Origin of the sequence: Pelagicoccus sp. SDUM812003, from assembly GCF_031127815.1 — a bacterium.
In the GTDB taxonomy this organism is placed as follows: Bacteria; Verrucomicrobiota; Verrucomicrobiia; order Opitutales; family Opitutaceae; genus Pelagicoccus.
The window spans coordinates 107,015-127,174 of record NZ_JARXHY010000007.1; the positions used below are offsets into that span (position 1 = coordinate 107,015).

Below are 20,160 nucleotides of genomic sequence, written 5' to 3' on the forward strand. Positions count from 1 at the left end.
CGAGCGTCGTTCATGCAGTCGCTGAAACGCCTCTCGCCAAGCGTGTCGAAGCGCTGGCGTGTGAGGCGGCGCTTGCTCCAGGACCTTGAGGGCGATCAAAGCGAGAGGTAAGGAGCTGTGATGCTGCGTTTGGACTTTCGGAGACCCGCCAAGGGACCTTGATAGAGGATTTTTCCTCCCTTCGGACCGCCGCCGGGACCGACCTCGATGACGTAGTCCGCCTCCTGAATGAGATCCAGGTGATGCTCGATGACCACGACGGTGTGGCCTTGATCCACCAGCTTTTGCAAAAGAAGAATCAGCTTCTCGCAGTCGCTGAGATGGAGACCGATGGTTGGCTCTTCGAGCAGGTAGAGGTTGGTGCGGGCGATGCCTCGACTGCGCTCCGTGTAGCTTTGCAGCCCTTTGGCCAGTTCCGTGACCAGCTTCAGGCGCTGCGCTTCTCCGCCGGAGAGCGTAGGGCTGCTCTGACCGAGCGTGAGGTAGCCTAGGCCGGTCTCCACCATGAGTTGCATGATTTCTCCTAGCTGGCTATGGAAGTCGAAAAACGTGGCCGCTTCCTCGAAGGACATCGACAGCACATCCGCGATGCTCTTGCCCTTCCAATGGAGATCCAGCAGCTCGGGGCCGTAGCGCGAGCCGCCGCAATCCTCGCAGGTGACGTAGGTATCGGGCATGAAACTCATTTCCAGCTTAACCCGGCCAGCTCCGGAGCAGGTCTCGCATCGACCGTGCGCGGTGTTGAACGAAAACCGTCCCGGCTTGTATCCACGCATCTTGGACTCGGGCAGGCTAGCGAAGAACTGTCTTATAATATCGAATACACCCAAATAGGTCGCAGGCGTGGAGCGTGGGGTTTTTCCGATAGGACTCTGATCGACTTCGATGACGGAGCGAAAACCGGCTGCCCCGGATAGGGATTCGAAGAGGACCTGGCCTTCGTTGCCTTCGATGGAAGGTCCTTTGCTGGCGAAGGTCTTCCCAGTTGTCCTGTCCTTTTTCGACTTGATGGCGAAGGACGTCGCAGGGCCAAGAAGGTCGCGTATGAGCGAGGATTTGCCCGCGCCTGAGGCTCCGCACACCATAGTGAGGCGATTCTTCGGGATGTGAACGCTTTGCTTGCTTAGGTTGCGGAAGGTGACTCCGGAGAGCGACAGGAACGCTGCTCCGGGCGTTTTCGATCGAGTGGTCGCTTTGGAAGTGGCGCGGTACTGGCCTCGAAGAGGATGGCGGATGCCCGCTTTGAGGTAGCGCCCGGTGAGCGACGCCTCATTGCTCTTCAGCTCCGCTACGGTGCCTTGAGCGATCAGCTCGCCTCCGTGGATGCCCGCTGCCGGGCCAAGGTCTATGATGCGATCGGCATGTTCCATGGTCGCATCGTCATGTTCGACGACCAGAAGCGTATTCCCTTTGCCTTTGAGGCGCTTGAGGGTCTCGATCAGTCGGTCGCCATCGCGAGCATGCAGACCGATGCTTGGCTCGTCGAGAACGTACAGCACGCCGGCGAGATTGGAGCCGAGTTGAGCGGCCAGGCGTATACGTTGTGCTTCGCCGCCGGAAAGGGTCTGAGTCGGACGGTCGAGTGAAAGGTATTCAAGACCGACCTGGTCGAGGAAGCGCAAGCGCTCGTGGATTTGCGAGACGATGTCGCGGGCGATGATCTTTCCGCGAGTGTCCAGCTTGAGCTTCTTGAGGGTAGCGAGCAAGGCGCTCGGGTCCTGGGCTAGAAGCTGGGGGAGGGATATTTTGTCACCGTTTTTCAGATACAGATAGACATGGCGGCTGGTCCGGTTGAGCCGTTCGCCATCGCAGTCGGGACAAACGATCGCGGAGTCTTCCTCCTCGGAAGAGTCGTCGGCTCCGATGGCCTTGGCGAGCTCCTCGTCGTCTTCCAACCGCTCTCGCATCCAAGGGTAGATGCGTCCGTGTCCGCGACAGGTCGGGCACCAGCCCTTGTGGGAGTTGAAGGAGAAGTCCTTCGGATCGAGCTCGGGCAGCGCTTCTCCCGTTTCCGGGTCCATGCGAGTGGTGGACAAGTAGTGAATGGACGAGGCGTCGGCGGAGCGAGCGCTGGTCGTCGGGATGACGAGAGCGGTTCCTTTGCCGCGTTGCAGCGCTTCCTTAAGCAGGGCAGCGAGTCGGGTGGCGTTGGCTTTGCTTTTGGAAGCGAGCGGTTTCAGATCGGCGATGACGACCTCGATATTGTGCTCCTTGTAGCGGTCGAGCTTCTTGAAGTCGTCGGTGAAGATCAACCGGCCGTCGACTCGCATCATTTCGTATCCGTGGTCTGCGATCCAGTTTGCGATGGGCTGGTGGTGGCCTTTTCGGTTGCGAATCAAGGGCGCGAGCAGGTACAGCTGCTTGGCTTTTTTCGCCGCTGGACTCGTAATGATAGTCTGGAGACGATTCTTCAACTCGCTCTCCGTTTGAGCGAGTAGCGGGTTTCCGGATACGGGGGTGTGAGGGATGCCAAGGCGCGAGTAGAGAAGGCGAAGGTATTGAGCGACTTCCGTGATAGTGGCTACGGTTGATTTGCGTGAACCGCGTGTGACGCGTTGCTCGATCGCTACGGTGGGCTGGATCCCTGTCAGCTGGTCGAGGTCGGGACGGGGAAGCTGCTCGACAAATTGCCGGGCGTAAGGAGACATCGACTCCATGAAGCGCCGTTGACCTTCGCCGAACACGATATCGAAGGCCAAGGTCGACTTTCCGGAACCGGAAACTCCGGTCACCACAGTGAACTCGTAGTGAGGAATGGATACGCTGATGTTTTTCAGATTGTGTTCTCGGGCTCCGGTGACGGTGAGGCAGGAGGACAGGGCAGTCCGAGACCCATCGGTCTGGAGAGCGGAGGGATTGTAGGGTTTGGGGGCTTCGGCTGCGAGGCGTTCGTTTCCGCTCTCGAACTCGGCTCTCAGGTACTTCGACGTTTCGGTGCTGGCGGTCTGGGCGCAGGATCGAGGCGTGCCTTGGAATACGACGCGTCCACCGTCGCTGCCGGCGTCCGGGCCCATTTCGATGATCCAATCCGCGCACTTGAGCACGTCTATGTTGTGCTCGATGACCATCAGGCTGTGCCCCGAGTCGACGATGGTCTGCAGCACGCCGAGCAAGCGTCGCACATCGTGCTTGTGCAGACCGGTGGTCGGCTCATCCAGTAGGATCAGCGATCCTGTGGCACCGGCTTTTTTTGTCGAGCTTGCGAGGTATTTGACCAGCTTGAGCCGCTGGGATTCGCCACCGGACAGGGTGTTGAGCGGCTGTCCTGACTTTAGGTAGCCGAGGCCGACCTGATCGAGTGCTGCCAGTTTGTCGTGGATTTTAGGATACTCTGAGAAGAGCTCCATGGCTTGGTGAATGGTGAGCTCGAGCAGGTCGGAGATGCTGTGGTCGTGGAAGGTGATTTCGAGCAGCTCTTTCTTGAAACGTTTTCCATCGCAATGCGGACAGGGCACGTAGACGTCGGAAAGAAACTGCATCTCGATCTTCTCGTAGCCGAGTCCCTTGCAAGGCTCGCAGCGACCATCGCCCGCGTTGAAGGAGAAACTGGATGCTGTGTATCCGTTCGCTTCCGACGCGGGAAGCTTTCCGAAGAGCTTGCGAATCTCGTCCCAGGCTTCGACGAAAACGATCGGGTTCGACCGCGGGGTGCGCGAGACGGGGCTTTGGTCGACCAGAACGACTTCGTCGAAGTCGATGTCATGCGTGAGGGAGACGATCTCCGCCGGGTCGTCGACCAGTTTGCCCTCCTGAGCCAGCAGGTTTTGGTGGATCACTGCGTTGAGCAAGGTGGACTTGCCGGAGCCGGAGACGCCGGATAGGCAGACGAAACGTTGCAGCGGCATGTCGATCGAAAGGCCGCGGATGTTGTGCTTGGACGCTCCTTGAATGCGCAGCTTGGGGTGCCTGTCTCTGTTTTTTGACTCCGCAGTCGCCACGGGGCGCGTTTGCTCGGGAGCGGGAATCCGCTTTCGTCCGGAGAGGTAGTGTCCTGTGATGGATTCGCTCGAGGCGCGCAGCTGGTTTTGATCCCCTTCGAACACGATCCTGCCGCCAGCTGCTCCTGGTTCGGGACCGACCTCGATGACGTGATCCGCCGCTTGGATCATGGATTCGTCGTGTTCCACCACCACAACCGTGTTGCCGGCATCGGTGAGGGTGCGCACGATCGTGATGAGGCGGTCGATGTCGCGGGCGTGCAAGCCCACGGAAGGCTCGTCAAGGACGAAAAGCGTGTCCACCAGGGACGCGCCGAGGCATGAGGTGAGGTTGACGCGTTCCACCTCCCCGCCGGAGAGGGTGCGGGCGGGACGGTCCAAGGTGAGGTAGCCGAGACCGACGTGGTTGAGGTAGCGCAGGCGCGACAGAATGGCGTCGCGAGCGATGGCTGCTTGATTGTTCTGGTGGGAGGCGCGGTCCGCGGCGGCTCGGGAGCTGCCTTCGATCAGCGGGAGCAGGTCTTTGATGGGCAGTTGGTAGAGATCCGGTAGGCGAAGATCCTGCCATTTCCAGCAGAGCGAGTCCGGCTGCAAGCGGGTGCCGTCGCAAATGGGGCATTTGACGTAGGCACGGTAGCGGGAGAGGAAAATGCGAACGTGCATCTTGTAGGTGTTCTTCTCCAGCCAATCGAAGAAGCCCTTCACGCCGTACCAGGTCGAACCATCCCACTGCTCGTCCGTGTCGCTTCGCTCGCGATAGGACGGCTCGCCGTTTACGACGATGTCCTGCTGTCGCTTGGTAAGCGTGTTGAAGGGTTTTGTCGTTGAAATCTTGAGACGGCGGCAGGCCCTGATGAGGTCGTTTTTCGACTCACCGTAGACCTTCCCTTCGAAGGCTTTCACCAAGCCTTGTTCGATGGAGAGGTTGGTGTCGGGGATGGCGAGTCGGTAGTCGATTTCGATGACGCGACCGAAGCCGCGGCATTTCGGGCATGCTCCGATGGGCGAGTTGAAGGAGAACAGCGGTGGGCTGGCGGGACGGTAGGTCTTTTCCGAAGAGGTCGATCGAAGGCCGCGGACGTAGCGGGCTCGCTCTTCGCCGGACTTTTCGAGGAGCTGCAGTTCGCCCTGGCCGAACTCGAGGGCCGCTTCGGCGGCTTCGAGAAATCGCGCCCGTTGCGTATCGGATATTTGGATTCGATCCTGGACTATCAGAATCGACGCGTCGCCCGCCCAGGCTTCGGAGGACTTCGCGCTCTCGTCCTCGATCCTGTGCAGAGACGGGAGCTGCGAGGCTGCGTCTTTCTTGAAAAAGCGGGAGTAGCCCTGGGCCTTCACTGAGGCGAGGATTTCCGGCCAGCTGAGCTTTTTCGGCTTTTTGACTTCGAAGGCGACGACAAGCGATTCCTCTGGAAAACGGGCCAAGGCCTTTTGCCATATGGTCTGAGGATTGTCGTCGTGTATTGGCTCGTTGGTGACAGGATCGAAAAGCGTGGCCGCGTGGGAGAACCAGACCTTGAAGAAGTCGGTCAGCTCGGTCATGGTGCCGACGGTCGAGCGTGAGGTCTTGATGGTGTTCTTCTGCTCGATGGCGATGGAAGGGCGCACGTTTTCCGCTTCGTCGAGGTCCGGCTTCTCCAGCAGGTCGAGGAACTGGCGGGTGTAGGCGGAGAAGGTCTCCACGTAGCGTCGCTGGCCTTCGGCGTGCAGGGTATCGAAGACCAGGGAGGACTTGCCCGCTCCGCTTAGTCCGGTGACGGCGATGTATTTCCCGAGCGGAATGTCGACGTCGATGTTCTTGAGATTGTTCTGTCTGACGCCGCGCAGGCGGATGGCGTCGGGCTTGCTGTGGCTGGAAATCATAGAGTGTTGGCACCGATGGTTTCGTTCGGATGGCGAGGCGCGCGACGCGAAAGCGCTAGGCGTCTGTCAACAACGATTCGCAAAGCCGGAAGTAGGCGTTGGTCTGCGATTCGAGCGAAAAGAGTCGCCGGGCATTGTCGCGCGCGGACTCGGACATGCGCAGTCTTAGGTCAGTTTCTTGGAAAAGCGTTTGCAGGGCGTCGAGAAACGCGGGCTCGTCCCCATGGGGAATGAGGAATCCGGAGGACTGGTCCCGGAAGGTTTCAGACACGCCGTTGACGTCGTAGGCCACCACTGGCAGGCCGGCCATCTGGGCTTCCACCAGAAAGTTGGGCAGGCTTTCTCTTTCCGAGGCGTGTACCGCGACGTCGGCGGAGGAATAGAGCGATCGAGGGTCTTTGAGCAGGCCAGGGAAGGAAACGCGCTGCGCTACGCCGAGTCCATGGGCCAGGGCTTGGCAGCTCGGACGGTTGGGCCCTTCGCCAGCCAGGGTGAGCCGCCAGTCGATGGTTTCTGGAAGCTGGGCGCAGATGCGGATGAGCCTGTCCTGTCGCTTCTGCGCCCGGAACATGGAGACTGAAACCAGATGAAAAGCGTTCGGCGGGGAGGCTCGCTGGCCACGATCGGTAGGCGCGAAGCTGGGGATGACGGTTTCGAAGTCGCGCACGCAGCCGTTGTGGATGACGTGGCTGGCTTCGGGCCGGTCGATGGAAAAATCGGTCGCCAGTCGGCGCAGGGCTTCGTGGCTGTTGGCGACGATTGCGTCCGCGCGCTGCAGCGCCTTGCGATAAAGCCACGGGATGCGCCGTCCCGTGCGGAAGGTGGCGACGACGCGGTAGGAGCGGTGGCGTTTTCCCAGCAGCAGTCCGGCGTGGCAGTTGGCCATGCGACCCATGGGCAGGGCTACGTCGACCTGCAGCGACTCGAGCAGGCGGTGAAGCCCGGGGGCGAACCAGTCGACGCGCAGCGGACCTTGCGGTAGGGCATGCAGGCGCACCGATCGCTCGTCGATTTTCTCCTCGAGCGCGCCGCCGGACTTGAAGACGATCAGGTGGGTTTCCACGCCCTCGAGGGCTAGGCCGTGGGCGATGGCGAGAGCTTGCTGCTCGGTGCCGCCGCTGCGAAGGGTGTCTTGGATGATGGCGAGGCGCATGGTGGGTAGGGGGCACGAGCTTTGGGCCATGAGCGCCGCCTAGGCAAATCGATTGTGGGCTCCGGCCCTTTGGCGGCTAGGGAACCCCGAGGCGACAGGGCTGTTTTATTCTCGCATGAAGAGAGAAGGAAAGCTGGAGTGGGGCGCATGAGTAGAGGCGGAACAGAAGGCTTCTCGTCGATCGTGAAACGATGGCTGATCAGCGGCCTGGGCATCTGGGTGGGCAGCTCCTTCGTGGAGGGCATCCAATACGAGGACACCCTGACGCTGGTCATCGTGGTGTTGCTGCTCGGCCTTTTCAACGCGGTGCTGAAACCCCTGCTGGTGCTGCTGGCCCTGCCGTTCGTGGTGCTCACCTTCGGCATCGGAATTCTGTTCATCAATGCTTTGCTCTACCTGTTTGTCGGCAACTTGGTCGACGGGTTTTATGTGGACGGGTTTGGGTCGGCCTTTTTCGGAGCCCTTTTCGTCTCGGTGCTCAATCTTCTCTTCGCGGGATGGATTGGCGGCGGGGGCAGGACCGTCTCGGTGAGAACGGGGTCGTCGGGCGGCGGAGCCAAGCGGCATGGTCGGCCGGGCGGTCGCGTAAAGGCCAAGGACGACGTGATCGACATCTAGGGCGCCCAGGCGATGCGCCGGAGTCGACCGGAGGCTTCCAGCGTACTTTTGGGCGTTTGCGCTAGACATGACGCAGCCTGAGGGGTATCCGCTTGGGTCCTCAACACAGGAGTCTTTTTCAATATGGCTGACAAAAAATACGATTTGATTGTGGTAGGAGGCGGCCCCGCAGGCTATGCGGCCGCGATACGCGCCGGACAGCTCGGCAAGAAGGTGGCGTGCGTGGAGATGGAGCGCGCCGGAGGCACCTGTCTCAACTGGGGTTGCATCCCGAGCAAGGCCTTGCTGAAAAGCGCCGAGCTCATCCAATCGATCAAAAAGGCCGAGCAGTTCGGCATCAAGGTCGGCGATGTCGAATACGATTTCGAGAAGATCATCAAGCGCTCGCGCGGCGTGGCGGACCAGATGGCCAAGGGTATCGAGTTTCTCTTCAAGAAGAACAAGGTCGACTACGTGGTCGGCAAGGCCCAGCTGACGGACGCCAAGACGGTCAAGATCGTGGAAGGCGAGAGCAAGGGCCAGGAGTTCAAGACCGACCACGTGTTGCTGGCCACCGGTTGCCGGGCCCGTCGTTTGCCATTCCTGCCCAACGACGATCCGGACCGCGTGATGACCTCGCGCGAGGCGTTGGTGATGAAGAAGCAGCCCAATTCGGTGGCGATCATCGGCTCCGGGGCCATCGGTGTGGAGTTTGCCTATTTCCTCAACGCCTTCGGCACGGAGGTGACCATTTTGGAGATCATGCCGCAGCTGGTTCCTGTGGAAGACGAGGAGATCGCCAAGACCTTGGAGAAGGAGTTCAAGAAGCAGGGGATCAAGAACGAGCTGGGCATCGAAATCAAAAGCGCCGAGCTCACCAAGGACGGCGTGCAGATCGTGTACAGCAAGAAGGGCAAGGAAACCACCCTCGAAGTGGATGTGGTGATCCAGGCGGTCGGCGTAGCCGCTTATCTCGACGGCGCGGTGAATCCCTCTTTGAACCTCAAGACCGAAAAGGGCTTCCTGGTGGTGGACGACAGGTACATGACCAACGTGGCAGGCATCTACGCCGCAGGCGACATCATCGGTCCGCCCACTTTGGCTCACGTCGCGACCTTCGAAGCGGTGCAGGCAGTCAACGGAATGTTTGGCGCGTCCAAGCCGCGTCGCGTGAAGAATTTCCCAGGAGCTACCTACTGCCAGCCTCAGATTGGCAGCACCGGTCTCACCGAAAAGCAGGCCAAGGAAAAGGGCTTGGACTTCAAGGTGGGCAAGTTCCCCTTTGTGGCCTCCGGCAAGGCGGTGGCGGGCAACCATTCGGAAGGTTTCGTCAAGGTCATCAGCGACGCCAAGACCGGTGAAATCTTCGGGGCCCACGTCATCGGGCGGGACGCCACGGAGCTCATCACTGAATACTGCCTGGCGATGGAGATGGAGGGCACCATCGACGAGATCCACGGCACCATCCACGCTCACCCGACCATGAGCGAGGCTCTGGCCGAGGCCGCGGCGGATACGCACCACGAGGCGATCCATATCTAGTCATCGCCGCATCGCCGGATCGTTTTTTCGAAGCGCTCGCTCCCAGTACGGGACGCGGGCGTTTTCGCATTGGAAAGAATCGCTTTGGGGAAAACGGCGCCGCTTTGGACTGGACTTTCCCCCGCAGCTCGCGAAAAGCTTCCGGTCTGCGATTGCTCCTGTAGTTCAATGGATAGAACATCGGTTTCCGGAGCCGAGGATGTGGGTTCGATTCCCGCCGGGAGTACCAGCGATGGTGGCTTCGCCAGACCATGGCGCGAGGAGGTCGAGTCAGACGGTCAATCCGCAGTTTCTTTGCCTTGGCAGGCCACGCCTCCATCACGGTGCGGAGCCGATTTAGGCGTTTTTTGGCCGGAAGATTGGACTGCGTGATCTTGCTAAATAGCTTATGCGTGATCACATATATGGCTTCCCCCGTAGTTTTGAACGTATCGCTTGTCGCTGAATGGAAAATCTATCCGTCGAATCAGTAGTGCCTGACCCGATCCGGCAGTTCTCCATTTTCATGGAGAACAAGGTCGGGCGCTTGTCGGACATCTTCCGACTGTTTGGCCAGCGCGAAATCCACGTGCTCGCCTTGACGACTTTGGACACCACCGATAGCGCCATCACGCGTGTGGTGGTCGACGATCCGGATCAGGCGAGGGAGCTCTTGCATGAGCATGCGATCGCTCACAGCGAGAGCGAAATTCTCGCGGTCGAGATCGCAGGAGAGCATGACATCGGCAACGTGCTCGGCGCCCTGCTGGAGACGGAGATAAACATCCACTACATCTACGCGTTCGTGAGTCGCCCAATGGGAAAGTCGGCCTTGGCCATGAGCATCGAGGATATCGATCTCGCAGTCCACATTTTGAATACGAGAAACATCAAGGTGCTCACGCGGAGAGACATCTCGCGCTAGAGCTCCAGCCTACCTCCAACCACTCAAAGCGAACCAGTAGTTAGATGAGCGATACCGCCGAAGGCGATAGCCAAGACAGCAAGACTCCAACCTTAGACAATCCCATCCGCCATCAGGATTTGGAGGTGAAGGATGCCCAAATCATCTTCAATACGGTGTGGAGCCGTCTTGAGGAGAAGTTCGGACGCTCGCGACTTCACTTTCCGCAGGAGCTGATTCTGCTCGGCGGCGCCCCCGGGGCGGGTAAGGGTACCAACACTCCGTTCATCAAGGAAGTGCGCGGCCTGACCTGCGAACCGATCGTGGTGAGCTCCCTGCTGGATACGCCGGAGATGCGTCGCATCAAGGACTCGGGAGGCATGGTCGGCGATACGGAAGTGATCGGCATCCTTCTGGAGAAGCTGCTGGAACCGGAGTATCAGGACGGAGCTATCCTGGACGGATTTCCGCGCACCTTCGTGCAGGTGGAATGCATGAAGCTCCTCTACCATAAGATGATTCAATTGAGGGCTGAGTATTATAACTCCGGATACAGGTCGAAATTTCGCCAGCCTCTGATCCATATCATGATGCTCTTCATCGACGAGAAGGAGAGCGTGGCCCGCCAGCTCAAGCGCGGTCGCGAGATTCATGACCACAACGAGGAGGTGCGCCGGACGGGCGTGGGCGACCTTCTCGAGGAGCGCGCCACAGACCTGGACCCCTCGGCGGCGAAGCGACGCTACAAGGTCTTCAAGGAGCGGACCTACGATGCGCTGCAATCGCTGAAGGAGATCTTTCACTACCATTTCATCAACGCCCAGGGCGACCTGGCCGAGGTGCGGCAGAACATCATCAAGGAGCTCCAGTATCAAAGCTCCTTGGAGCTGGACCCGCGCACCTTCGAATCGCTGCATCGACTGCCGATCGCCAGCAAGATCGTGGAGCATGCCCGACAGCAGCTGGTGCGTCGTCTCGACCAGTACGAGATGGAGTACACCGAGCAGTTTCACGAGGTCCTCGATTTCATCGAAACGAACATCATGCCGATCGTGAAGCATCATGCTATCACCGGTGTGGCCCATATCAACACCGAGGATCGGCGCCTGGACAGCTCGCTCTCCATGGCCATGCTGATCGATGTCTTTTCCGAGCGCGGCTACCACGCGTCGGTCGATCTGCACAAGATCGAGGTGCCGGAGGCATTCGACACCGACACGGGCTACATTCGCTGTCGCACCAAGAAGGTCTGGCGCATCCAGATCCGCTTCAAGGGTTCCGAAATCCGCCGCGGTTCCTGAGCTTCCAGGCTCCGCGATTCTACGCGCATGCGAAATCGCTTGCTCCTCGGCAGAGGAAACTTGCGCGTGGGTTGGGGATTCCCTAGACAGGTTGAACAATTTCTTTCCGCGGCCCTATCGATTGCGGTCGTTTCACCTGTTTTCGTGAAAACCACATTCGCAACACCCTCCAATTTCGCGATTGTTCGCGCCCCTGTAACACTCCCATGACCAAATCTCAGCTCAAAGTCGTAGTGGCGGAAGACGAGACGCTCTTCCGAGACTTTCTCGTACGTATCATAAGCCAGCGCTTCGGTTTCGAAATCATTGGGGAAGTGGCCACAGGCGAGGAGGCGTACCGGCTTTGCAACGATCACCATCCGGACTTGGTCATCCTCGACCTGCGCCTGCCGGGCATCACCGGGCAGGAGCTAGCGGAGCGCTTGATCGAAGAGCAGCCCGATGTGAAGATCCTCATCATCTCGTCGGTGGAGGACCAGAAGCGCATCGGCTCGCTGCTGCAGATGGGAGTGACCGGATTCCTCAACAAGAAGGAGGAGTTTTCCGTTTTCGAGCAGGCGATCGAAGCGGTTGCCAACGGCAACATATTTGTGAAAGCCTCCGCGCAGACCGTCTCGGATTCGCCGGATGTGCTGGACCAGAAGGAGTTGCTGGAGACCTTGAGCGATCGCGAAAAGCAGATCGTGGTCTTCGTGGCCTCCGGCATGACCAACAAGGAAATCGCTCAGGAGCTCGGTCTGAGCATCAAGACGGTGGAGTCCCATCGCAGCAACATCGCCAAGAAGCTGAAGATCTTCGACATCGCCGGAGTGACGCTCTTCGCGGTCCGCACCGGATTGGTCACCCTCTAGATACCACCTTTTCATCCCCCCTTCGCCCTGCTCGAGTAGATGAGTTGCCTTTTCCTGTTCAACGCCGAGGACCAGATCCTGAAGCTTTCAAGCGAGTTGCTCAAGGTGTTGGACTATGAGGAAAACGAGGCTCGCGGGTCCGACTTCAGCAATTTCGTGGTGGAGGATTCGGCCCGCTTCAAGCCGGAGCCCGGCATGACCATCGACCAGCCCGGCTACCTGAGGCGAAAAAGCGGGGAGATCGTGGAGGCCCAATTCCGCTGCGAATGCCTCGACAAGCAAAGCGGCTTGTATGCCATGGAAGTGACGCTCGATCGGCCAAGCGACAAAGACGATCGCTCCAACGGTCAATCGCAGAGCGGGGACGAGAGCGGGCTGGAGTTTCTCACCACTGTCAGCCACGAACTGCGCGTCGCGCTCAATGGCGTAATCGGCTTCTCCAACCTGCTGGGATCGAGCAACCTCAACGAGGATCAGCGATCGATCCTCGAAAAGCTGCAATCCTGCAACTTCCTGCTCAAAGGGCTGATAAACGACGTGCTCGAGTACTCCCGCGTCGCGACCTCCAAGATCGATCTCACCCCTGAGACCGTGCACCTGGAGAGCTTCGTTAGGGACGTCACTGAGCTCTTTCGGGAGCGAGCCAGCAAAAAGGGCTTGGAGCTTAAGGTAACGCTCGAGGACGAGGTCGACCGCACTATAGCCATCTCGAAGCTTCGGGTGACTCAGGTGCTGAGCAACCTCATCTCGAACGCCATAAAGTTCACGGAGGTCGGCTGGGTGGGGCTAGCGGTTTCGGTCACAAACGAGACCTTGTCCCTCGACGTGCAGGATACCGGTCCAGGCATCGAGGAAAGCGAGCGCGAGTCTGTATTCAAACCTTTCGTACAGTTCGGCAAGGACTCGGGCTCCTCGGAAGGTTCCGGTCTCGGTCTGGCCATCAGCAAGGGGCTAGTGGAAAAGATGGGTGGCACCTTGCGATTTTCGACGCCCGCGACGGGCGGCAGCCTGTTCGCCGTTCGCTTGCCTTTGGCGCAGGGCGTGGACCTCAAGAAGCCCCGGAAAGCCACCGTCCCGAATCCCCGCAGGATGCGATCGAAGGCCCCCGTGGCCAGATCGAAGGAGGACACGCGCCACATCCTAGTGGTGGAGGACAACCAGCTCAACGCCGATATCCTGAGCCACTTTCTCAACGACTACGGCGCGACCTTCGAGTTGGTGGACAACGGACGTTCCGCCGTCGACAGGTATCAGGATGATAAGTACGATCTCATTCTCATGGATGTGATGCTGCCTGAGATGAACGGGTTCGAAGCCACGGAAGCTATCCTAGCCAAGTCGCGTCGCCCCGCTCCAGTGCCGATCATCGGAGTCACCGCTAAGGTCTTTCGTCGCGACCAGCTGCGCTGCATCGAATCCGGCATGGCGGAAGTGGTGCACAAGCCAGTCGATTTCAAGCACCTGCGCGAGGTGCTGGACTTTCACCTCTACGGGAAGAAGCAGAGTCCGGCTCCGGTACAGAAGGATGCGGATCGGGTGGGAAGAGCAAAGCCCGCCAAGGAATCCATGCAGCGTTCGGGCGACGATGCCTTCAACGCCAACACCTTGGAGGAGTATATCGTTCGCATGAAGTCCGGCGGCGCGAGTCGTAATGAGGTTGTGAATACGGCGCTGCAGATCGTCGACGCGGAGGTGCAAAAGCTGCTCGATACCATCGAGAGCGGAGACCGGAAGGAGACCGGCTTGCGTGCCCATTCGCTCAAGGGCGCGTTGGCTTTGCTCGGGGCCCGGGGAATCCTCGATTTGTCCAAAGGCTTGGAGATCCTCGCGGGAGACGAAGGGACGCCGATCCGAAAGGAACATTGGAAAGCCCTGATCTCCGCGGCGTACTCGGAGTTCAAGGACGCCATCGCGAAGTATCTGGAAACGACCAGCGCCGCTTCGTGAGCCGGAGCGGTCTTCTATCCGGTGCGCACGTGCGTCTGGCGCTCGAGATAGAGGCGTAGGGATTGAAGAGCGGAGCTTTGGTGGGACTTTTCCATGCTCAGCTCGCCAAGCGGCGTATTCAGGATTTCACGCACGGAACGACGCGTGGGGGCGTCGAGCTGGCTGGCCCACTCCTCGAGCAGAGGATAGCCCTCGTCGCGGCTGAACACGAAGAAGGTCTTCAACAGGATAGCTTCGCCTGGCAGGTTGCGATCGAGCGCGTCGTACGCCTTTTCCGCGAGTCGGAAAGTGGAGAGGGCGTTGTCATCGTGAATCGGATTGCTGAGCAGGAAGTTGGATAGCTGAGAGGCCGCTTCCAGGCTCGAATAGCTGCGCCCGATGCCCTGCCGTTTTTTCGCGTGGCTGAAATCGGTCAGGAAGCCCGTTTGCTTGCCCGGCTTCAGGTCGAGCTTGGCCTCGCCTTGATCGAAGAGATCGATGCTGAAGCGCGTGGACTTGCCCGGCTTGCGCATCATTGCGGAGAGGGCGCCCAAGTCGGGACAAAGCAGTTGCGCTCGCAGGTACTTTTCGCCCGAAGGGGTGATTTTCAGCACGATCGCATCCGGAACGATGACCGCTTGATTGGGCATCGACGAAGACTAGTCCTTGGTCACGACCTTGTCCTTGAAGGCCAGCGACTCCGCCACGGGCGGGTAGGCGGGAGCGACCGCGCCGCCAGAGATGATCAGTTTCATCCCCTGTCCGACCGTCATGTCCAGCACCGTGATCTCGCTTTCGGGCAGCATCACCAGAAAGCCGCTGGTGGGATTGGGCGTGGTAGGCACGAAGACGTTGTGCAGGTCCTTTTCGGTGCGGTACTGCACCTCGCCCTTGGAGGTGCCGGTGAGGAAGCCGATGGCATGGCAGCCCGCCTTGGGGAACTCGATGAGCACCACCTTTTGAAAGACAGCGCGATTCTGCGAGCTGAAGGTTTCCACGATCTGCTTCACCGAAGTGTAGACCGTGTTGATGATAGGCACGTTGTTGAGAAAGCGGTCGCCTAGGTTGATGAGGTACTTCGCGATGAAGTAGCGGGACATGAAGCCCAGCACGGTGATGAAGGTCAGCACGATGATGGTGGCCAAGGTGTTCCAAAGCATGCCGAGGCCCTGGCGGGAAATCAGATCCTCCGGGATGAAAAACAGCAGCTGGTCGCGAGCGCTGCCTCCGATCTTGATCACCAGCCAGTTGAAGACGAAGAAGGTGATGCCGATCGGGGCGAGGAGAACGATTCCGGAGAAAAACGATTTTCGGATGTTTGCAAGCATGTCAGAGGAAACGACTGGGAGGAAAGACTGCGGGTTTGTCCAGCTTGGTACACCCCAAAACGGACGAGGTTTCCAAATAGATGCAAAGCGAAAAGCTTGAAGGGCTGGAATCGGCTTTTCAAGATGGCCGGTTTATGAATTGGAAAGGGGCAAATCGGCTTTATTCGCGACAGTCGCTCGAGCGCTGGAGCGCCCGCATGCAGGGCGGCTGGGAGCATGGTTTCGCCCCGGAGGCCCTCAAGCAGGGCAGGCGCCTCTACAAGAAAGGGCTTATCAGCGAGATCTCGCTCAACGAGGACGACGTGATCATGACCTGCAAGCAGGGCAAGCTGGAGAGCTACTCGGTGGTGGAGTGGCGGGATCGCAGGCTGAGCGTGCGCTCTTCCAGCTCGGACGAAACCTGGGGCAAGGCGATTGCGGTGGCCGGAATGCTGGAGATCGAAGAGCTGCTGGCGGACGAGGACCTGACCATCCTTTCCTACGCCTCCGTGGATGAGGTGCACGAAGGCGAGGGGGAAACGACTGACGGACGGGCGGAAAAAGAGGCCTTGTCGGGCGTTTTTGGAGACGGATCGAGCAAGACGCGCACCTTGCACCTGGTTCTGGACACGCACTTCAAAGGGCTCATCTGCGAGGCGTATTGGCTGAGCGATGACGGGACGCGGGTCTCGGCGTTGAGCCTCGAAGATGGTTCGCCGCGCGCCAACACCTCCGAGGAGCGCGGGCGCCTGATCATGCTGGCGGCCCGGGCCCGCAAGTCGCATTTCGTCTATTCTCCGGAGTTCGGAGGCTACTTGCTGCAAAACCTGCGCGAAGTGGTCTATTTCATCCAGTCGGTATGGCCGACCTGGAAGCCGCGCTTCTCCACCGAGGAGCGCGAGAACGTGAGGCATATCCAGAAAGGGGTGACAGAGATCAAGCTCGGGGCCCGCGCCAGCCGCTCGCGACAGGGAGGCCTGGACATCCAATGGGTTTTCGATTCGGGCAAGAAACTGCTCGACATGGGATTGGCGGACGAACTGCTCGGTCGCGAGGAAGAGCCGATGCTGGTGCCCGAACTTGGAGTGGTGAAACTTTCCGACGAGTCGCGTCGCCTGCTGGAGACCTGGCGCGACATCGAATCGGACGGCGATGGCAGCGGCCAGCTCTACCAGCTCTTTTCCTTGTTCGCCGATAGCTCCTCGTCGGTGGAATTGTCGCCGGAGCTGAGCGATTGGAGATCGACTTTGCTGGGCGAGGGGGACTCTGACGAGCCCCCGCTGAAGCTCCTGGACTGTCTACGTCCGTATCAGAAAAGTGGAGTCGAGTGGATGTCTCGCTTGTTGCGAAACGGCTGCCACTGCCTGCTGGCGGACGAAATGGGTCTGGGAAAGACGGTGCAAGTCATCGCCTTGCTGCTGGCGAACCGAAAGGAAGGGCAGCGCGCCTTGGTGGTCTGTCCGGCTAGCGTGGTGCCGGTGTGGATCTCGGAGTTCGCCAAGTTCGCTCCCCAGCTGAAGGTCGGGCGTTTCGGACCCAAGCCTCGCGGCAAGGACAAGGAGCTCGACGTGAGCGTAATCAGTTTCGCCATGCTTCGCACCCGTATCGAACGAATCCTGCGCGAGACCTACGAGTTCGCCATCATCGACGAAGCCCAGTTCATCAAGAACCCGGATTCCAAGGCGTCGCGCAGCTGCCGCCGGATCCATGCCAACAAGCGCATCGCCCTGACCGGCACCCCCATCGAAAACAAGCCGCTCGATATCTGGCCCACCTTCCAGTTTCTCATGCCTGGCCTGCTGGGCTCGCGGCAGCAGTTCGAGCGGCTGTACGCGGAAAACCCGGGCGCCTTCAAGGCCCGTCTCAAAACGCAGATCTCCCCCTTCATGCTGCGCCGCACCAAGAAGGAAGTGGCCTTGGAGCTGCCGGACAAGGTGATCATGACTCAGACCTGCCCCGTCACGCCAGCCCAGGCTCGCGAGTACTCGCGCATCTGCACCGAAGGCATCGCTCGCTTGGGCGACGATCTCGGCTCCGCCCTGCGAACCAATCGCTTCGCCACCTTGAGTTTGCTCACCCGGCTTCGCCAGGCCAGTTGCGATCCGCAGCTTTTGCCCTGGGTGGAAGCGGGCATCGAGGACAGCGGCAAGCTCATGGTGCTGCTGGAAAAGCTGATCGAAGTGCTGGGCACGGGACACAAGGTGGTGATTTTCAGCCAGTTCGTACGCTTTCTCGCGCGGGTGAGGGAGATGATCGAAGCCTCGTTTCCCGAACTGCCGATCTTCGAGCTGACCGGTTCGACCCAGAACCGCGAGCAGCCGGTGCGGGAGTTCCAGGAGTCGAGCCAGACCGCCGCCATGCTGGTCAGCCTCAAAGCGGCCAGCGTGGGCATCACGCTTCATTCCGCAGACTACGTCTTCCTGCTCGACCCCTGGTGGAATCCAGCGGTGGAAAGCCAGGCGATCGACCGCGTGCATCGCATCGGCCAGACCAATACCGTCTTCGTCTATCGCTTTATCGCCGAAGGCACCATCGAAGAGAAGATCCAAGCCTTGCAGGCCGAAAAGCGCGATCTCTTCGATTCCCTCATCAGCGAGTCAAATCAAGGCGCCGATCTGGTGGTGAGCGGGGTGCGCTCCCTGCAGACCCTGCTGGCCCTCGCCCAAAGCAGCTAGAGCGCCCCGTTTCCTCGGCAAATCGTGGCCCAGGATGCGTCTTTCAGCCCCCGAAACGCCAGCTCGACGCGGACGCCCTTGCCATGGGAGCGATCCATCAGGGAAATCTGATGACTAAATTCGCTAAAAACCTCTACGCGCGGCGTAAAACGGTTTTCAAGAGCCGACCCGCTCTGAGCGATTTCCGCAAAATCACGATGGAATCGAGGACTAGAATCGGTTTCTCGCCTTCTCCAAGACCCTGCTAGACAGCAATCTGAGGGGATGTCGGCTAAACAATAGGTAAATCCTATGAATAGCATGCTTCGTAAGTATTTCCGATTATGGATGCCATGACGTATACTACTGGCGAACAAACACAAACCAGAGGGAAAACAACATGAACGAAGCAACGAAAACACGAATCATCGCAGGGAGCGCCGCTGCCATCCTCTTAGCCGGAGTAGCGACATTGCTCATGCCCAAGGCGGCAGGCGTTCTGGCAGGGCTGGCCATTGCGGGCGCTTTGGCAGGGCTCAGCGCCTTGGAGTCGAAGAAGCGGGCCTACTAAGCTAGGCGGTCATCAGAACTTTCATTTGAGGTAGCAAACAGCAGCATGGCTTCGTTGCGAAACGTGGGCCGGCCGTCCTAGGGAGGGAGGAAACGCTCTCGGCGCTTCGCGAGGAGCCATGCTGCGATCACTTTTTTTTCGGGTAACGAATAACGATTGCTAGCAATCCTGGGCGTCACGCGCGCCCAAGGCAAACAAAGCGAGCCTGCTTTGGGGAGGGACCTCGGAGCAGGCTTCTTCGTGTCCGGAGTCGGCCTGATTCGTAAAAAACGACGCCTAGCCGCTGCCTTGCTTAGGTTGCTGGCGGTCGTGTCGTTATCATAGGGATCGCTAGCCTCGCAATCTCCTCCTGTAGCACTATGTCTCAATCCACCATTCCGCTCCTTGATACCGTTGGCCAACTCGAACTGAGGGTGGGAAACCTCGATGAAGCGCGGGCGTTTTACGGGGATGTTTTGGGAATCCACGTGGAGTCCTGCTTCGGGCAGACCATGATGCTGCAGTGTGGAGACATCACTATCCTGGTCCAGGAATCGAGCGCCCGTCCCATCGGCTGCCCCATCTATTTTCGCGTGGACGACCGCGTGCATGAAGTGGCCGATCAGCTGAAGGCCAATGGCATTCGATTCAAGAGCGGCCCGAGCTGCATCGTGGAGGAGTTCATGGGCAAGTCCACTTGGCTGGCCTTCTTCGAGGATCCGTGGGGCAATCCGTTGGCCCTGATGGGCGACATGCCAGTTTGAGCTGTCCTTCGCATCGGGTAGCTCTGCGACGAACGCGTCGTCGCCCCGTCGCGCAAGTCGCGAAAGTATTTTCGCGCGTGGACCGTTTTTGCTTCTCCCAACTGGAGTATTCCCGTAGCAGGGATAGTGAAATGTTGGTAAGCAAGGAATCGAACACTCTGCCTAAATCCCTCATCAGCGGCCATCGCAAGTACCTGCAGAACGATTTCACTGCCAACGAGCATTTGCACGCCCGCTTAGCGAGCGAGGGACAGGCCCCGAAAGTCATGTGGGTCGGCTGCGCCGACTCTCGGGTTTCGCCGGAACTCATACTTGGGGCCAAGCCCGGCGAACTTTTCATTCTACGCAATGTGGCCAACATCATCCCGCCGTTGGAAGCGGACGAGGCCTCGGTCGGTTCGGCTCTGGTTTTCGCGGTGGAGTCCTTGAAGGTGAACCACATCGTGGTTTGCGGCCATTCCGATTGCGGCGGCGTGAAGGCGCTTTCTCAGCTTGGCGTCACGCCCATGGACCGCATGTTGGCCTCCTGGATCGAGTACGCGGTGCCAGCTCTGGAAGACAATATGGGCAACGACTTGGAATCGCTCATCAAGACCAATGTCGTGATGCAGGCGGAGCGTCTGCTCGAATACCCCTGCGTCATGAAAGCGGCCTCAACCAATCAGTTGGCGATCCATGCCTGCTACTACAACATTAGCAATGGCGCCCTGACCCAGTACAGTCCCCTGGAGCGGGCGTGGAAGGAATTTAGCTAGGTCTTCGGGCAACCGAAGGCCGAGGAGGGCTCGGAGGCGCCGTCCTTCCCCCCCTGAGCTCTAGCAGTCGGCTACC

Annotated in this window: 14 protein-coding genes and 1 tRNA gene; 11 read left to right on the plus strand and 4 right to left on the minus strand. The window is 59.5% G+C overall.

Annotation, left to right across the window (positions count from 1 at the left end):
- Positions 1–95 precede the first annotated feature (95 nt).
- Positions 96–5,801 carry an excinuclease ABC subunit UvrA gene (gene uvrA, locus QEH54_RS11385; RefSeq protein WP_309018800.1) on the minus strand — a complete coding sequence of 1,902 codons (5,706 nt, stop codon included), beginning with the start codon at positions 5,799–5,801 and terminating at the stop codon, positions 96–98.
- 55 nt (positions 5,802–5,856) lie between these two features.
- A complete protein-coding gene (locus QEH54_RS11390) occupies positions 5,857–6,954 on the minus strand; it encodes a glycosyltransferase (protein WP_309018801.1) in 1,098 nt (365 codons plus the stop codon).
- 147 nt (positions 6,955–7,101) lie between these two features.
- Between QEH54_RS11390 and QEH54_RS11395 the strand changes: the two genes are divergently transcribed.
- The 7 genes from QEH54_RS11395 (at position 7,102) to QEH54_RS11425 (ending at position 14,075) form a co-directional block, all read left to right on the plus strand.
- Positions 7,102–7,572, plus strand: coding sequence for a phage holin family protein (locus tag QEH54_RS11395; RefSeq protein WP_309018802.1), 471 nt, complete (start codon positions 7,102–7,104; stop codon positions 7,570–7,572).
- 123 nt (positions 7,573–7,695) lie between these two features.
- Positions 7,696–9,093 carry a dihydrolipoyl dehydrogenase gene (gene lpdA, locus QEH54_RS11400; protein WP_309018803.1) on the plus strand — a complete coding sequence of 466 codons (1,398 nt, stop codon included), beginning with the start codon at positions 7,696–7,698 and terminating at the stop codon, positions 9,091–9,093.
- A 154-nt stretch (positions 9,094–9,247) separates the two neighbouring features.
- Positions 9,248–9,322, plus strand: a tRNA-Arg gene (locus QEH54_RS11405).
- A gap of 216 nt (positions 9,323–9,538) precedes the next feature.
- Entirely contained in the window at positions 9,539–9,997 is a 459-nt protein-coding gene (locus QEH54_RS11410; RefSeq protein WP_309018804.1) for an acetolactate synthase, read from the plus strand.
- A gap of 44 nt (positions 9,998–10,041) precedes the next feature.
- A complete protein-coding gene (locus QEH54_RS11415; RefSeq protein ID WP_309018805.1) occupies positions 10,042–11,277 on the plus strand; it encodes a nucleoside monophosphate kinase in 1,236 nt (411 codons plus the stop codon).
- A gap of 206 nt (positions 11,278–11,483) precedes the next feature.
- Complete coding sequence (locus tag QEH54_RS11420) at positions 11,484–12,128, plus strand: response regulator transcription factor (protein WP_309018806.1); 645 nt, start codon at positions 11,484–11,486, stop codon at positions 12,126–12,128.
- Positions 12,129–12,167: 39 nt separating this feature from the next.
- Entirely contained in the window at positions 12,168–14,075 is a 1,908-nt protein-coding gene (locus QEH54_RS11425) for an ATP-binding protein (protein WP_309018807.1), read from the plus strand.
- A 14-nt stretch (positions 14,076–14,089) separates the two neighbouring features.
- Here the strand turns inward: QEH54_RS11425 and QEH54_RS11430 are convergent, their stop codons facing one another.
- Both QEH54_RS11430 and QEH54_RS11435 read right to left on the minus strand, forming a co-directional pair.
- A complete protein-coding gene (locus tag QEH54_RS11430) occupies positions 14,090–14,704 on the minus strand; it encodes a hypothetical protein (protein WP_309018808.1) in 615 nt (204 codons plus the stop codon).
- A gap of 9 nt (positions 14,705–14,713) precedes the next feature.
- Positions 14,714–15,382, minus strand: coding sequence for a DUF502 domain-containing protein (locus QEH54_RS11435; RefSeq protein WP_309018809.1), 669 nt, complete (start codon positions 15,380–15,382; stop codon positions 14,714–14,716).
- Between the two features lie 134 nt (positions 15,383–15,516).
- On the opposite strand from QEH54_RS11435, the gene QEH54_RS11440 reads away from it, so the two are divergent.
- The 4 genes from QEH54_RS11440 to QEH54_RS11455 all read left to right on the plus strand — a co-directional run bounded on the left by QEH54_RS11440 (position 15,517) and on the right by QEH54_RS11455 (position 20,084).
- Positions 15,517–18,036 (plus strand): DEAD/DEAH box helicase, encoded by a 2,520-nt coding sequence (locus QEH54_RS11440; protein WP_309018810.1) that lies wholly within the window; start codon positions 15,517–15,519, stop codon positions 18,034–18,036.
- Positions 18,037–18,415: 379 nt separating this feature from the next.
- A complete protein-coding gene (locus QEH54_RS11445; protein ID WP_309018811.1) occupies positions 18,416–18,586 on the plus strand; it encodes a hypothetical protein in 171 nt (56 codons plus the stop codon).
- Between the two features lie 359 nt (positions 18,587–18,945).
- Positions 18,946–19,329, plus strand: coding sequence for a VOC family protein (locus QEH54_RS11450; RefSeq protein ID WP_309018812.1), 384 nt, complete (start codon positions 18,946–18,948; stop codon positions 19,327–19,329).
- Between the two features lie 131 nt (positions 19,330–19,460).
- Entirely contained in the window at positions 19,461–20,084 is a 624-nt protein-coding gene (locus tag QEH54_RS11455) for a carbonic anhydrase (protein WP_309018813.1), read from the plus strand.
- Positions 20,085–20,160: the final 76 nt, after the last annotated feature.